This window comes from Neptuniibacter marinus (assembly GCF_001597725.1).
GTDB classification, from domain to species: Bacteria; Pseudomonadota; Gammaproteobacteria; order Pseudomonadales; family Balneatricaceae; genus Neptuniibacter; species Neptuniibacter marinus.
The window spans coordinates 1-16,630 of the sequence record NZ_LUTR01000031.1 but is presented as its reverse complement, the minus strand read 5'-3'; the positions used below and the strand labels follow the sequence as shown (position 1 = coordinate 16,630).

12 protein-coding genes are annotated in these 16,630 nt (G+C 42.1%); 8 read left to right on the top strand and 4 right to left on the bottom strand.

Annotation, left to right across the window (positions count from 1 at the left end; translation table 11 throughout):
* Positions 1-276 precede the first annotated feature (276 nt).
* Positions 277-915, bottom strand: coding sequence for a glutathione S-transferase family protein (locus A3774_RS15050; RefSeq protein ID WP_067869498.1), 639 nt, complete (start codon positions 913-915; stop codon positions 277-279).
* A gap of 118 nt (positions 916-1,033) precedes the next feature.
* Between A3774_RS15050 and A3774_RS15045 the strand changes: the two genes are divergently transcribed.
* Positions 1,034-1,582: a TetR/AcrR family transcriptional regulator gene (locus A3774_RS15045; protein WP_067869495.1), complete on the top strand. Its 549-nt coding sequence runs from the start codon at positions 1,034-1,036 to the stop codon at positions 1,580-1,582.
* A gap of 93 nt (positions 1,583-1,675) precedes the next feature.
* Here the strand turns inward: A3774_RS15045 and A3774_RS15040 are convergent, their stop codons facing one another.
* A complete protein-coding gene (locus A3774_RS15040; RefSeq protein ID WP_067869492.1) occupies positions 1,676-3,343 on the bottom strand; it encodes a glutamine--tRNA ligase/YqeY domain fusion protein in 1,668 nt (555 codons plus the stop codon).
* Positions 3,344-3,624: 281 nt separating this feature from the next.
* Between A3774_RS15040 and A3774_RS15035 the strand changes: the two genes are divergently transcribed.
* Positions 3,625-4,161, top strand: a complete 537-nt coding sequence (locus tag A3774_RS15035) for a peptidylprolyl isomerase (RefSeq protein WP_067869489.1) — start codon at positions 3,625-3,627, stop codon at positions 4,159-4,161.
* Positions 4,162-4,163: 2 nt separating this feature from the next.
* Positions 4,164-4,898, top strand: a complete 735-nt coding sequence (locus tag A3774_RS15030; RefSeq protein ID WP_067869486.1) for a UDP-2,3-diacylglucosamine diphosphatase — start codon at positions 4,164-4,166, stop codon at positions 4,896-4,898.
* Positions 4,899-5,002: 104 nt separating this feature from the next.
* On the opposite strand, the gene miaE is transcribed toward A3774_RS15030, so the two are convergent.
* The gene (miaE, locus tag A3774_RS15025) at positions 5,003-5,611 is read right to left on the bottom strand and encodes a tRNA-(ms[2]io[6]A)-hydroxylase (protein ID WP_067869484.1); all 609 of its coding nucleotides are present in this window, start codon (positions 5,609-5,611) and stop codon (positions 5,003-5,005) included.
* A 396-nt stretch (positions 5,612-6,007) separates the two neighbouring features.
* Between miaE and fusA the strand changes: the two genes are divergently transcribed.
* Positions 6,008-8,092 carry an elongation factor G gene (gene fusA, locus A3774_RS15020; protein WP_067869481.1) on the top strand — a complete coding sequence of 695 codons (2,085 nt, stop codon included), beginning with the start codon at positions 6,008-6,010 and terminating at the stop codon, positions 8,090-8,092.
* A gap of 148 nt (positions 8,093-8,240) precedes the next feature.
* Here fusA and A3774_RS15015 read toward each other — a convergent pair whose 3' ends face one another.
* Positions 8,241-8,846, bottom strand: coding sequence for a hypothetical protein (locus tag A3774_RS15015; RefSeq protein ID WP_067869478.1), 606 nt, complete (start codon positions 8,844-8,846; stop codon positions 8,241-8,243).
* 520 nt (positions 8,847-9,366) lie between these two features.
* Here A3774_RS15015 and A3774_RS15010 point away from each other — a divergent pair.
* From A3774_RS15010 to A3774_RS14995, 4 genes are all read left to right on the top strand, one after another.
* Complete coding sequence (locus A3774_RS15010; RefSeq protein ID WP_067869474.1) at positions 9,367-10,020, top strand: DUF4253 domain-containing protein; 654 nt, start codon at positions 9,367-9,369, stop codon at positions 10,018-10,020.
* A gap of 831 nt (positions 10,021-10,851) precedes the next feature.
* Positions 10,852-12,996: a methyl-accepting chemotaxis protein gene (locus A3774_RS15005; protein ID WP_067869471.1), complete on the top strand. Its 2,145-nt coding sequence runs from the start codon at positions 10,852-10,854 to the stop codon at positions 12,994-12,996.
* 615 nt (positions 12,997-13,611) lie between these two features.
* Positions 13,612-14,691: a DUF4297 domain-containing protein gene (locus A3774_RS15000; protein WP_067869468.1), complete on the top strand. Its 1,080-nt coding sequence runs from the start codon at positions 13,612-13,614 to the stop codon at positions 14,689-14,691.
* A 60-nt stretch (positions 14,692-14,751) separates the two neighbouring features.
* Positions 14,752-16,473: a hypothetical protein gene (locus A3774_RS14995; RefSeq protein WP_067869465.1), complete on the top strand. Its 1,722-nt coding sequence runs from the start codon at positions 14,752-14,754 to the stop codon at positions 16,471-16,473.
* The last annotated feature ends 157 nt before the right edge of the window (positions 16,474-16,630 follow it).

Here is a 16,630-nt window from a genome sequence, read left to right as displayed (position 1 = left end):
ACGCACTTAACCCGATACCACATAACCCTTCGGCCAGACACTCGTTCCGAGCATAAAGGCTGGCCTCCTACATGCTCGCCCAGTGTAGGAGCTCACCCTGTGAGCGAAAGAATTACGCAGCCATCCCACAAAAAAATAATCCCATATAGGAGCCCACCCTGTGGGCGAATGAATTACATGCAGGAATAAGAAAAAAGCACCCGAATAAATTACACCTCCAACCCCAATCAAAACACCGTTCTTCGCCCAGTGGCAGGCCTTCTACAAGAGAATATTCTAGCTAAGAATATCTTTAGCGAATGCTTCTTTACGTATTCTATTAATATAGGCTAATAGATTTGCATGCTCAGCTACACGGGGCTTACCTACATCCGCTTTTTCGATATAGTCGATAATTGGAATCAAAATCAAATCGGCTGCCGTTAGATCATCACCACAAAGATAAGGCTGCTCGGCTAACTGTTCAGCAACAATCGCCAAAGCGCTTTCAACCTTAGGCAGTGCCGCTTCTACTTTATCCATACGGACTGAACCATTTTCACCTTTAGGAAAAATAAACTCCACAAGCACTTTACGAACAATATAAAAATCCACATAAATACCACTAATACCACTCCACTGCTCAACCTGTGCTTGGGCAAAAGCATCTGTTGGATAAAGGGGTGTACCACCGTATGCATTCTCTAAGTAATGCAAAATCGCGACAGTCTCAGCAATTGGGCCTTGTTCCGTTAATAAAACAGGAAATTTAGTGTAAGGGTGAATCGCTTTATGACCCGCGGTATGAAAGCCAACCTCTTCACCATTAACCTCTGTCGTAACTTCATAAGCGAGTCCTTTAAATTCGCATGCCATCATGACACTACGTACAAATGTGCTAAAAGAGGGGCCGTAAATTTTAATAGGTGCAGTCATAACTGTACTCCAGTTTTATGAATAATGAGGTACCACTGTAGTAACTAGCACAATATGTTCAAGAACATATTTTAAACCTATGCCATACTCATTTAACGCAAGCGAGGAGGGATAGCTAATGGGTTGGACAACAGAACAAAAAAACACAAGCCGCGAAAAGATCATTAACAGCGCTGCACAACTTTTTACCAAAAATGGTTTTGATAACGTGGCCATTAACGATGTGATGAAACATGCGGGCCTCACGCGAGGCGCATTTTACAACCACTTTACGTCTAAAAGTGAGCTCTATGCCGAAGCTATTTTAACGGCTGCCAAACTTGCTAAAAGTTACACTTTAGAGCAATCAGGCTTTAAGCTAGCTGATATTATTCAAACCTATTTAAGCGATAAACATCGACAAGGCGAGTTCTCCTGTCCCCTTGCGTTTTTAACCACCGATATCCATCAACGTGATGACAACGTACGGTCGACCTATACCCGCGTGCTGAAAGGTTTTATTAATAACATTCATGAATTGAATAACGCGGAAAAAGCCCTGAGCGAAAAAGAAGCGATGAAAAAAGCGGTACTGATGATTGGAGGCTTAGCCATTGCACGTGCAGTTAACGAGGATGATTTTGCCGAACGCCTGCTCACTGCCTGCCGTGAGGGCGTTAATGCTTAACTGTTCAATCGGAGCTAGCCTGATAGGTGCATAAAAAAACGGCCTCTTAAAGAGACCGTTTTTTATCGTGTACCCAACCTTAGAGCAAGTGTTTTACTTACCCCAAGAATCTCGTAAGGTCACAGTGCGGTTAAAGACTAATTTGTCGGCGGTCGAATCAGCATCAACACAGAAATAACCGGTCCGTTCAAATTGGTAGCGACTTTCAGCCGCCGCATCCGCTAAGCCACTCTCGCAGCGCCCGTCGGTTACGACCACAAGTGACTCTGGATTGATAAATTCATTAAAGTCACGCTCTTTATCAGCTTCTGGATTTTCCACGGTAAACAAACGATCATATTCGCGTACTTCACATGGGACAGAGTTATCAGCTGACACCCAATGGATAACCCCTTTAGGTTTATAACCTTCAGGATTAGCGCCCTTAGTCGCAGGATCGTATGAGCATTTCAGCTCGACTACATTACCCTCTGCGTCTTTAATCACTTCATCACAAGTGATTACGTATGCACCACGTAAACGAACGGCTACACCTTGAGTTAAACGTTTCCACTTACGTGGTGGCACTTCGGCAAAGTCATCCTGCTCTATCAGCAAATTACGTGTAAATGGAACTTTGCGCATACCCATAGTTTCATCTTTAGGATGTTTAGGTAGCTCAAACCACTCCTCCAACGCCTCATCATAATTAGTGATCGTGACTTTTAATGGACGCACAACACACATAGCCCGAGGTGCATTTTTATCTAGATCCTCGCGCACTGCAGCTTCAAGCATGCCCATATCAACCACACCATTAGAGCGCGTAACACCGACCATATCGCAGAAGTTGCGCAAAGATTCGGGGGTATAACCACGACGACGCAAGCCTGAAATAGTCGGCATACGTGGATCATTCCAACCAGTCACCTTATTATCATCCACCAGCTGTTTAAGCTTACGTTTACTGGTAATCGTATAGTTAAGCTCTAAACGAGAAAATTCATACTGCTTAGGAACAACAGGGACCGGTAAGTTCTCTAAAAACCATTCGTAAAGTGGACGATGGTCTTCAAACTCTAAGGTACAGATAGAGTGTGTCACACCTTCAATCGCATCAGACTGGCCATGGGCAAAATCATAAATAGGATAGATACACCATTTATCCCCAGTTTGATGATGGCTGGTATGAATAATACGGTAGATCATCGGATCACGTAGATTCATATTAGGCGATTGCATATCTATTTTAGCGCGTAGAGAACACGCACCTTCGGCAAACTCACCGTTTTTCATCTTTTCAAACAGCGCCAAATTCTCTTCAACGCTACGGTTACGATAAGGGCTATCTTTACCCGGTGTAGTGAAGTTACCACGATACTCACGCGCTTCATCCGGCCCCAAATCACAGACATAAGCTTTACCTTCTTTAATAAGATAAACAGCCCACGTATAAAGTTGATCGAAGTAATTAGAGGTGTAGCAGATATCACCCTGCCACTTAAAACCAAGCCAAGTCACATCTTCAATAATAGAGTCGATATACTCTTGGCTCTCTTTCTCTGGATTTGTATCATCAAAACGCAGATTACAGCCGCCTTTATATTTTTCGGCTGTTCCAAAATTCAGACAGATAGATTTAGCATGACCAATATGCAAGTAACCATTGGGTTCTGGAGGAAAACGGGTAACCACTTTACCGTCGTTTTTACCTTGCTCCAGATCCTGTTCTATCACTTGATGGATGAAGTTCGTTGGTTTGCTGCTTTCTGTTGTGCTCATAGGTAGCGTCTTAATCCTGGAATAGCATGAATTCTGTATCGCCCTGATATACGAATAAACCTAAAGGCGAGTAAAAAGTTGCCCCATTATAAACGGATGCTCTATACAAATGGCAGAGAACAAACAAACAAATTAATCAATTTTTAGATTATTTGGTTTCTTCCCTTATACAGAAGCAACTATTGCCTTTAGAGTTACTCCTAAAGAACAAACAAAGATGCGTTTCTTTTCGACTTGAGTATAATGGCCCGGTTAAAGGCGAAGAAGTGGACACTATAACGATGATAATTCTCCATACCAATTTTGGTGACATATCCTTAGAGCTTGATTACGAAAAAGCCCCAAAAACAGCAGAAAACTTTGAACAATATGTAACCGATGGTTTTTACGATGGTGTAATTTTTCACCGCGTAATTAACGGTTTTATGCTTCAGGGTGGTGGATTTGAACCTGGCATGGTTCAAAAAGTAACCCGCGAAACAATTGAAAATGAAGCCGATAACGGGCTCTCTAATTCAACAGGCACTGTTGCAATGGCGCGGACAATGGATCCACACAGCGCATCTGCACAATTCTTTATCAACGTATCAGACAATACGTTTCTTGATCACTCAGCTAAAACAACAGAAGGCTGGGGTTATACGGTCTTCGGTAAAGTTGTAGATGGGATGGATGTTGTTAACAAACTAAAAACAGCAGCAACGACAATTCGCGCTGGCCATCAAGATGTCCCTGTAGAAGACATCATTATAGAATCAGCCGAACTCGTAGATGAAAACGCTGAGACTAAAACAGAAGCAGAAAGCACCGAAGAGTAAGCATGTCTGTTTATTTTATCTCAGATATACATCTGAAACCCGAACGCCCGGATCTCTCTCGGGCGTTTTCATATTTTTTATCACACATAGCCCAAGGCGCGGATGCACTCTATCTTTTAGGTGATATCTTTGATGCTTGGATCGGTGACGATGCTCCCGTGCCCGGCATTGAGCCTTTAGTTTCTCAACTAAAACAACTTAGCGATTCCGGCTGCAAAATTTACTTTCAGCATGGCAATCGTGACTTTTTAGTCGGCAAAGTATTTACTAATAGTATCGGCGCCGAGCTTTTGCCTGAACAGATAGTTCACTCGCTACCTATTGGCAATGCGCTTATCCTTCATGGCGATCAACTCTGTACTGATGATCAAGAGTATATGCAGTTCCGCGCAATGGTGCGCAACCCCGCATGGCAACATGAGATCCTCAGCAAACCGATCGCGGAGCGCATCGCATTGGCTAAGCAACTGCGTGCCACAAGCAAAGAGCGCACTGCCGAAAAAGATGAGTACATTACCGATGTTAATGCAGATGAAGTCAATAAACAGCTCAATGAAGCCCATGTTAAGCTCATGATTCACGGGCATACCCATCGACCAGCTATACATAAGCTAACAATAGAAGGTAATGAAGCGACAAGAATTGTCTTAGGCGATTGGGAAGCGTTGGGCTGGTATCTAAAAGTTGACCCTGATAAATACGATCTTATAAGCTTTAAGATTGCCGACGTTATCTAAACACAGGCCAACGAGCAGCGGTTGATTACTGACCTCATCATCCGCCAATCAAATGACTATATAAATAGCGATATAAGTAAATACATAAATAACTACATAAATAACTACATAAAAGTAGGCTTACCACTGTGAAAACGAAACTCATCGTCATCACTTTCAACTAAGTTCTGTTCCACCTCTCTAAAGACTTGAATGCGGTCCTCAATAGGCTCACCCGCATACTCTTCAGCTAAACCAAGATAATCTTGATAATGACGTCCTTCCGATTTAAGCAAAGAACGATAAAACTTAGCTAGCTCATCATCTAAATGCGGGGCAAGCTTGGCAAAACGCTCACAAGAACGCGCTTCAATAAAAGCCCCAACGATAAGTAAATCGATCAAATGCCCAGGCTCATACGTACGCACCTTTTTAAGCATACCTCCCGCATAACGAGCCGATGACATATGCTCATAAACAATACCGCGATCCTGCATAATCGCCAGAACCTGCTCAAAGTGGATCAACTCCTCTCGCGCCAAACGGGACATTTTATTAAGCAGATCAATACGGTCAACATAACGAAACATCAAACGCATTGCAGTAGAAGCCGCTTTTTTCTCACAGTGCGCATGGTCGATCAATAAAATATCCTGATTGGCCAGTGCCGCCTGAATCCATAAATCAGGAGTTTCACAAGCTAAAAATTCTTTGATCTCATCAAGAGCATCCATCTATATTGACTCACTACTATACAAACTAAAATGAGGGCGCATTATAGCGGCCCATGAATACTCATGCACCATTCAACCAACAGAGAAAAAGCTCAAATCATAAATAAATTGACTAAACTCAGTGTTCTTCACGTATAGGCTTAGCAAACAGGTAAAGAACAGTACTATAAAAACCAGCCTATTTTCTAGACTAAAAACCGACTCCTCCATACCCCCTCTTTCTCCTTTGTAATGCGCTAAAAACGCCACAGTTCCTCGCATCAACTTAGTAATAAACTTTTCAGATAAAAAAAACTAATCAAAAGCTCAATTTACTTGTAATTTTTCTTCGAAAAGTAATAAAAAAGACTGTATACTGACGCGCAATTTTAGGACCTCACATAGTCGAGTAAAGAGATGACAGACCTATCCAAGTACAGAAACATCGGTATTTTCGCGCACGTAGATGCGGGTAAAACCACTACAACAGAACGTATCCTAAAGCTTACGGGTAAAATCCATAAGCTAGGCGAAACTCATGAAGGCGAGTCAACTACTGACTTCATGGAGCAGGAAGCTGAGCGTGGTATTACTATTCAATCAGCGGCGATCACCACTTTCTGGAAAGATCACCGTATGAACGTAATCGATACTCCGGGACACGTTGACTTCACTGTTGAAGTATACCGTTCTCTAAAAGTACTTGATGGCGGCATCGGCGTATTCTGTGGTTCTGGTGGTGTTGAACCACAATCAGAAACTAACTGGCGTTATGCTGATGAATCCGGTGTTTCCCGTATCATCTTTGTTAACAAACTAGACCGTTTGGGTGCTGACTTCTTTAAAGTTGTTGACCAGATAGAGAACGTACTTGCGGCTAAACCACTTGTTATGACTCTACCTATCGGTCGTGAAGATGACTTCGTTGGTGTTGTTGATGTTCTAAGTAAGAAAGCTTACGTTTGGGATGACACAGGTCTTCCTGAAAACTTCAAAGTTGAAGACGTGCCTGCCGACATGGTAGATGACGTTGATATGTATCACGATCAACTTATCGAAACAGCGGTTGAGCAAGATGACGACCTAATGATGGCTTACATGGAAGGCGAAGTTCCTTCTACTGAAGAGATCAAACGTTGCATCCGTAAAGGTACACTTGAGCTAGCGTTCTTCCCTACTTACTGTGGTTCTGCATTTAAAAACAAAGGCATCCAACTAATCCTTGATGCCGTTGTTGACTACCTACCAGGACCTACAGAAGTTGTTCCACAGGATCTAACCGATGAACTAGGTGAGCCAACAGGTGAAGTAGCAACTGTATCTGTTGATGAGCCATTCCGTGCTCTTGCATTCAAAATCATGGATGACCGTTTCGGTGCCCTTACCTTTATCCGCATTTACTCCGGTAAATTGAAGAAAGGCGACACTATTCTTAACTCGTTCACAGGTAAAACTGAGCGTGTAGGTCGTATGTGTGAAATGGAAGCCGATGAGCGTAAAGAGCTTGATTCCGCTCAAGCGGGCGACATTATCGCTATCGTAGGTATGAAAAACGTACAAACAGGTCACACTCTTTGTGATCCTAAGCATGAATGTACGCTTGAAGCTATGGTATTCCCTGAGCCAGTAATCTCTATCGCTGTTGAGCCTAAAGATAAAGCAGGCGCAGAGAAAATGGGTATCGCCATTGGTAAAATGGTTGCAGAAGATCCAACATTCCTAGTACACACAGATGAAGACAGCGGCCAGACCATCCTACGTGGTATGGGCGAGCTTCACCTAGATATCAAAGTAGATATCCTTAAACGTACTTACGGCGTTGACCTAATTGTTGGTGAGCCACAAGTAGCTTACCGCGAAACAATCACTAAAGAGATTGAAGATTCTTATACCCATAAGAAACAGTCTGGTGGTTCTGGTCAGTTCGGTAAAATCGATTACCGTATCAAACCAGGTGAGCCAAATTCTGGCTTCACGTTTACTTCAACAGTTGTGGGCGGTAACGTACCTAAAGAATTCTTCCCAGCAGTGGAAAAAGGCTTTAGCAGCATGATGGAACAAGGTGTTCTAGCGGGCTTCCCAGTACTAGACGTTGAAGTAGAGCTTTTCGACGGTGGTTTCCACGCGGTTGACTCCTCTGCTGTAGCCTTCGAAATCGCTGCAAAAGGCGCATTCCGTCAGTCTATACCTAAAGCTGGCGCACAGCTTCTTGAACCTGTCATGAAAGTTGACGTGTTCACGCCAGAAGATCACGTAGGTGATGTAATCGGTGACCTTAACCGTCGTCGCGGCATGATCTCTGGTCAGGAAACTGCAGGTTCAGGCGTTCGTATTAAAGCTGACGTACCTCTATCTGAAATGTTCGGTTATATCGGACACTTACGTACAATGACATCCGGCCGTGGTCAGTTCTCTATGGAGTTCTCTCACTACAGCGCTTGCCCATCAAGTGTTGCTGAAGCTGTCATTGCTGACGTTAAAGAAAAGAACGCAGCTAAGTAATCTAATTACTTAACGCACAACAAAAAGCCCGATGAGAGATCATCGGGCTTTTTTATAACAATAGAAAAATCATCCCCTCCACAAAAAAAGGCCAGCATATCGACGCGTTACTATCGCTTCGAACATGACATGTTAACGATCTAAACAGTTAACAACCTGACTCCGTAACAGGTACGCTAAACTTAATGACAATATCAGACCAAGATTTACCTTTATGCCATGCACGGCAAATACGTGAAAACTGCTTAAATGCATCAACGCCATTATAATCCAAAATATCCAAGGTACCTTCTGCCGACAATACACCATCCGCCACGCTATAGGTCATTGGGACTCTATTTGTTTCACCATTCATAGTGACATCAAGACCCACAACACTAGCATCCAGCGCACCAATTTTAGCCATGACTTTGCCAGGATTTACAAAGTTATTAAATAAACCTGTCACTACATTATTATTACGAACAGACGCCATGCTCTCTGGCCACAAGCCACCTTGCCCATTGTTTAAATCACTAGACGTATCTAAAGACGTCGCATCAATATCAATTGCAGCATTCAATAATTTACCGCTTTCAGAAGAAAGCTCATACTTCGTAAACGTATTATTGGTCACAGCATATGACTTATCTTTTGCACCATAAGCCGTAAAACTAAATGCAAACTCATCTTTATTGGGGGTGTAATCACAACTTGCTTGCGCAGTTACACTCGTCAATACCGCAAAACTCAACACACCTAGCATTTTTATCATTAATTGTTCCTCCAACTTAAAACAATACTATAGCTTAAATGCAAATGATTATTATTTATAGAATAGTACGGTATTGCATAAGCCTTTGGTAGTGATTTTTTACCCTTAAATAAGCGCCATTACACACGAGAAAGCACCTTATTATACCCACGTAATTTCGACAGATACCCCCACTACTCTTCTTTATAATCCACTCTTCTTCGATAACGTGGATGCCTTTCTAGTGGAATTTATATTCACCCCTTAAAAGAAAAATTAAAACGGATGTACATCCACCTAAGATATTTAGTTACGCGTAATTCTTACGTACAATGCATCGGTCTGACCTGCTTTCAGCGGCATTACCACATGACAAAACGCATGCACCACAGAGATTGTTATGATAAGTATTAAAGAAAAGAATCGACTTAATAACTGAACATACAATAAAAAGCCCAATAAGCAGTGAACCTATATGATAAAGTCACTGCGGCTTTTTAGATTTCATGCATCAAACAACATTAAAACCTAGAGTCATCTTATGAAATTTATTAACCTTGACGCCACAACCGCTTATAACAAAGCAATTAAATCCTGCGGCAAAGACACCAAGGTTATCGTCTGCGGTACCCAAGAAGATCTAACCTACATCGAAGACGCCATAGAATCCCGCCAGAACAGCCCAAAAGAGATCATCAAAGCCTCAACATTGATCAACCCCAATATCTGGCTAACAGAACAGCTCAATACACTAAAAGGCGAAATTGACCTCCCCGTAATTACCGGCACCTGGCAAGGCGAATCAAAAGAGAAGCAAAGCTTCAGCCTAGCCCAAGACATTATGACGGACGAGCCGATCAACGACTTAATCGGCGCAAAAATAAAGACAGACCGTAACTGGAAAATACCTGCTTACTTCAATTTTGGCGGCTGGAACCAATGCCCTACCCCAGAGATCCACTGCGCTATATGGAAACACTGGCAGCAAGCGTACGGCGCACAGATCGTTGCCGTCAGCAATGACCTGATCGAAGCCCATATTAGCAACCCACCCACAACCGAAGAAGACGCGATGGCACTCGCTTGGCAGCAATACGCTTACTGCAACGACATCGTAGACCAAGGCGTCGAAAGCGTCGCTAAACTCGCATCTATGCTAATCAACCACGACAGCTGGTATTTTTGGTGGGATTAATCCCTTCGTAGAGGCTCAGCTCTTTATGCTCGGAACGGATAACAAGCGAAAGAATTACGTGTAAAAATCCACAAAAAGCATCTGAATAAATTACGCACTTAACCCAATCAACACACAACCCCCTTCGGCCAGACACTCGTTCCGAGCATAAAGGCTGCTGGCCTCCTACATGCACGCCCAGTGTAGGAGCCTGCCCTGTGAGCGAAAGAATTACGTGTAAAAATCCACAAAAAGCACCTGAATAAATTACGCACTTAACCCGATAACACATAACCCTTCGGCCAGACACTCGTTCCGAGCATAAAGGCTGGCCTCCTACATGCACGTCCGGTGTAGGAGCTCACCCTGTGAGCGAAAGAATTACGTGCAGAAATCCGAAAAAGTACCTGAATAAATTACGCACTTAACCCGATCAACGCACAACCCTTCGGCCAGACACTCGTTCCGAGCATAAAGGCTGGCCTCCTACATGCACGCCCAGTGTAGGAGCCTGCCCTGTGAGCGAAAGAATTACGTGTAAAAATCCACAAAAGCACCTGAATAAATTTCACATCCTACCCAACAAAAATACAACCCTTCGGCCAGTACCCGTCGGACATAAAAGCAGGCCTCCCACACATATATCACGCCGCACCAATTTAGCGCACGAATAATTTAACCGTTCTTACGGCACGCACCAAAAAAATGCTCCATATGCCACGAAGCTCGCGAAAAATGGGCTCTTCCAGGGAGTTTCTCTTTTGAATTTATCACCATTCAATTCAATGGCATATTATTTGCTTTGGTATAATTAATTATATCTATTTACACTGTTTGAGGGTAGTCGCAGTCATGACTCAACTTAAAAGTAGTTCAATGGACCTCAGCCCGAAGGAGCGAAAGTGGCTTAACTGGTTTGGCAGCACAGGCAAGTTTGCGATGTATAAATCCTGCTTTCTAAACCGCCATACCTATTCATCAGTGGAACAAACCTTTGAAGGTATTGCTGCCACTCGAGTAAAAATTCTTAATCAGTGGGTGGAAAACCAATGGGATCAGCTCGCCTTTCTCGCTGAACACCTTGGCCCTAGCTTTGACAATATTGATCAGTCGTGGCTCAACCAACGTCTAGAAGCGAACCGTGATTTTTCTGAGCTGTTTGTTATCGACCTTCAAGGTACCGTCATCAGTTCGACCCATCACAATCATATAGGCGCATCCGATCTTGCCAACGCTGCATGGACTCAAGGCGTAAAAAAACAGTTTTTACATGGCCCTTACACCGATTCTCTCACCCTAGATATTGGTGCCTCAAGTTCTAACTTCCACGATGAAGTTACGCTGATGTTCTACCAGCCCCTTGAGCAAAATGGTGAGCCAGTCGGGGCCATTTGTGGTCGTGTACCAAACGATGTTCTCGGTGACCTGATCCAACGGGAAGCAGGCCATATTTATCCTGAATCTGGCGATAACTATATTTTTATGGTCGATTCTCATTTCGACCGGAATATCGAGCCGGGTACAGCGTTATCGCGCTCTCGGTTTGAAGATAACACGTTCTCCCACGGTGAAAACTTAAAAAGTGGCATCCACACCGGCTGGGGTACAGTCAGTGTTCGACGCCATACCGAACTAGAGCTACGGTTTACCGATCCAGCCACCGGCCAACTCCATCCCGGCGTGCGCGAGACCATTCGTAACGGTGAAAATCTATTTATCACCTACCCAGGTTATTCTGATTATCGTCACATTCCGGTAATCGGCAAGGGAGTAACCTTTCAACTAAAAGGCTCCCCCGACCGCTGGGGTATGATGTGCGAAAGTGATTTAGAAGAGGTCTATCGTCGCCGCTCGATCAATCTAAGTTTAATGAAAGGCTTTGGCTTCACCGCCGCGGCGATTCTAGGCATTAACAGCGCCCTGCATACCTTCACTGAGCTACCGCAATATGCGATTGATGCCGTATCGCTACTACTGTTACTGGTTACTACCCTGCTGTTCCCTAAACTCAGCACCAACAAATTAGCATCCCGGCTTGATGATATGACCAAGGTGATTCGCACCATTGCCGAAGGTGAAGGTAACCTACGACAACGAATAGAAGCCCACCAACTGGTCGCCGATGAAACAGGTGATATGGCCCGCTGGATCAATAGTTTTATTGATAGCCTTGATGGTATTGTTGGCCAAGTCATTACCTCCAGTAGCGACGTTAAACAGACCAACCAAGCGATGCTCGATACTAATAAAGAGGCGTATCAAGTGTCGGCTGAGGTCAGCGATGCAATTCAGGAAATATTGGTACTGCTCGAAGAACAACTGACTGAAATTGGTCAAGCCTCTAACACCGCTGAATCCCTCAAAAAAGCAATGGATGCAGTAGTGTCAGAAGCCCGTCAACAATTTGAATCGGTACGCTCCGGAACGGAAGATATTCGCAACATCGTTGAAACATCGGCGAAACAGGTTACCTCTCTCAATAGCCGTACCGTTGAAGTTGGTAAGATCATTGGTGTTATTAGCGACATCACCAACCAAACCAATTTATTGGCTCTTAATGCCGCCATTGAAGCAGCCCGAGCAGGTGAACATGGCCGAGGCTTTTCCGTTGTTGCGGAAGAAGTTCGCGGCTTGGCCCATCGCACCGCCGATTCAGCGAATGAGATTCAGCAGATGATCGAAGGGATTCAGCAAGAAACTCAAAGCGCCGTGGACTTTATGGAATCCGGGGTTCAAGAGGTTGATCGTAATTTAAGAAAAACTGAACAAGCCTCGAATGAAAACACATCCTTACACAATCTTGTGGAACATATGTTTTTAGCCATCAAACAGCTAAATGATAACAGCCAGCGTCACGGTGATGCCGCCCGACGGGTAGGCGTCTCCGCAGAACAGATGAATGGTTCGATTAGCACGCTACAAGAACGCTCCACCTCAGTGAAAAATACCGCCACCAAGCTCAATCAGTTGGTCAGTGTGTTCCAAGTCAGCGCATAACGCGCGCTCAAGCCCATTCGGCCAGACACCCGTTCCGGGCATAAAGGTTGGCCTCCTACACGCACGTTAGGTGTAGGAGCTCACCCTGTGAGCGAAAGAATTACGTGTAAAAATCCACAAAAAGCACCTGAATAAATTACGCACTTAACCCGATAAAACATAACCCTTCGGCCAGACACTCGTTCCGAGCATAAAGGCTGGCCTCCTACAACCCCCCCCTATAGGCGCGCACGGAAACCGGTTCATTAGCTTTCTAAACGGCCTACGCGACAGTATATATGTTGCTTTACAGCGTTTCTTATCCAAAATGATGCTTGTGTTACATCCATACTTAAGTTAAAAATAGTTATAAATCAGATAGATGGATCTCCGGCATGGATAGATATACGGAGCCGTTTTTAATAGGCTAAGGTATATCAATTATTAATACGCATGCTCGCTTTGTCATGGAAGAGTACAGTTTCATTCTCTAATTTTCCCTTCCTTTTCAAATAATTACATCTATCTTTCATGAATAACGGAGTGGGCAGATACACGGACCCCCGTATATACAAATGTTATACGTTTTTAATATACCTATACATTTTCATAAAATTAATTTCCAAAGGAAAAGCTATGACGGAAAAGGAATCTAATAATCAATTAAATCCTTTGGGGTTAGATGCGAAGAGAGAAAAGGCCGGAAGTGAAACCTTCAGAAAGTATAATTACCAGTATCATTGGGCATTCTGCAGAATGCTTGATGAGCATAGTGAAGGAAAAGAATATGCAATTTTTGTTGAAGAGCACGAAGATGTAACGCTAGCAAACAGTTTGGATAGTAAATCAGCGTTATTTGAATTCAATCAAATTAAAGAAATATCAGCCAAATCAACTATCAATTCACTTTCAAAAGATAAAAAAGACTCAGTATCACCTTTGAAAAAGCTTGCAGGTAGCGTTTGCAATAAACAGTTTTCAGATAAAATATCAACTGTTAATTTTGTTTCAACAGGTGGTTTTAGTTTTGACCTTCATAAAAATGGTTTATCTTTTGAAGTTATAGACGTCGGTTTACTTACGGAAGATGAAAGAGATAAGGTTCTGGCGAATATTTCTGATATCGACAAAGATAATATTCTAGAAAATAAGTTAGCATTTATTATTCCTGATCTTCCTGAGAAAGGGTTTGATCTTGTTGTCGAAGGGAAAATTAGCCAGCTAATAAATAAACATAGCCCAGGCTGCACTTATAACTCTAGTTCAATATATGACTGCATAATAAGAGATTTGCATAGAAAAGGAGAAAATAGCTTTGATTATCTTGAGTGGGAAACGTCTTTAAAGAAAAAAGCAGTTACAAGTCAGCAGGTAGATAAGATAATCAATCAACATGTAAAAATAAAGCCAGATGAAAACCTTACCACTGAACTCATAGACATACTAAAGAGCGAATATGACTTGAGTTCTCTCAAACGGAGAAAAGTAGTAAGTGCTTTTGATCGATATTATACCGCTAAACTCAGCAGTCGTGATACTGAGTTACATAAGATCTCTTCAACGATAAAGAAAGAAATCGAAAATAATATTGATGCTTTTCTAACTGCTAAAGAATTAGAAGAACATATCTTAAATAAACATAAAGAACTAATGGAAAGCTATTTCCCGAGTAGAGAAGATTTCTCTGGTGCTTTTTTATATGAGCTGATCTCATGAAACAAAATAATGAAACATATACATACAAAAAGCTTATCAGGAATTTAAGGAATAAGTCACATGAGAACCTTGAAATTCAAAAAACTAACAATAATAAGCAATCTAGAAAAGAAAGCGAAACAATTAGAATTCTCAGACAAATACAATCTGATTCTAGCCGAGGATGAGAATAGCGTAGGAAAATCATCTGTAGTTAAAAATCTTTTTTGGTGCTTCGGGTGTGACCCACGATTTGATGACAAGTGGAATGGACTGTGCTGCAAAACCATTGTTGAATTCGATGTTGATGATAAACCGTACTGGATAGCAAGAGATGACAAACGTTTTTTCATTTCTGAAGATGGGAGAAATTATCAAAGTTATGTTGGTGTTTCGGGAGAGTTCTCGAAAAGAATATCAGAAATTGTTAATTTCAATGCCTTATTACCAGCAAGAAGTAATGATGAAGTAATAATCCCTCCTCCAGCATTTTACTTTTTACCATTTTATATTGACCAGAAGCAAAGCTGGTCAAATGCATGGGCTTCGTTTGATAAGCTTGGTCAGTTTTCAGATTGGAAAAAACATATAATTCAATATCATTCAGGAATGATCAAGAAAGATTATTTTGATTTAACTGAGGACATTTATGAAAAGAAAAGAGAAAAAGCAATAGTTAAAAATAAAATCGATGAGTATGAAACAGCAATTTCTATTGTTAGTGATTTCGTTCCGAGTATTGAAACTACAGTTAACATAGAAGAATTTGATGAAATTGAAGAAGAGCTAAAATATAAAATTCTTGATTTACATAACAAGCAAGAACTTGTTTTTGAAGAATTCGCAGAGCTTAGAGCTGATAAAGCTCATCTTCAAAGTCAGCTTGCCATTGCAAATGAAGCGGTCAGCGAGCTGGAAAGAGACTATGAATATGCAGAAGAAAACGATGACGAAATCGAGTGTCCAACCTGTGGAGTGATCCACGACAATACACTAGTTAATAGATTTTCTCTCCTAAAGGATAAGGAACAAGCAGAGCAAGTTACCAAACGACTTGCGAGATCATTGAAAAAATCCGAACAATTGGTTGCAACTAAAGAGAAAGAATTAAAAGATATAAGAGATCAAATAGAAGTATTAAATGAAAAATACTACAAAAAAGAAAACAATGAAGAGCCTATAACTTTTCAAAACATCCTCGACTCAGTCGCCGCTCATTCAGTAACACATAAAGTAAATAGCAGTAAAAACATAAAGCTTGAGCAGTTCTATTCTTTGGAAACTGATGAGAAGAAATTTGGCAAAGAAAGAAATGATGCAGCTAAAGAGAGTAGAAAAATTGTTAAAGAAAAATTCCTTGAACTTTTTCCAAGTTACATTTCTAAACTTAAAGCATTTGGTGTAAATACTTCTAATATTAAATCTCCAGAAACTCATGCAAAAGTTGCAAAAAGTGGAGGTGCTGCAGAAAGCACAAGGGCTATGTTGGCTTACTATTTAAGCTTATACAACCTTATAAGCTTGTACAGCGAAGAAGCCTTAAGCCCACTAGTCATTGATACACCAAATCAGCATGAACAAGCCGCTGATCACTATGAAAGCATAGTCTCACTAATATTAAACAATACACCAAAATCCTCACAGATATTTCTATGCGGCATGGACTCAGACAAGCTTTCTAAAATGAAAAAACTTGGAAAGGTACACTTTTTAGAGAAAGAGCATGCATTACTAGAGTCAACAGAGTATCCAAAGTTGAACGAAGCTTACAGTTATATCTTTGAACAATCAGGAAACGTATAATCGGGTAGCCGAGGGTCTCTAACCCTCAGCCCCCACAACACCCTGCATGCGGATCCGCACAGGGCGTTTCACTGAGAATGGTGAAGCTTGATCCATCCATCGCGCAATTCATAAAGCCCCTGAGATTTTAAGTAAGCATTGGATAATGCCTGATTAA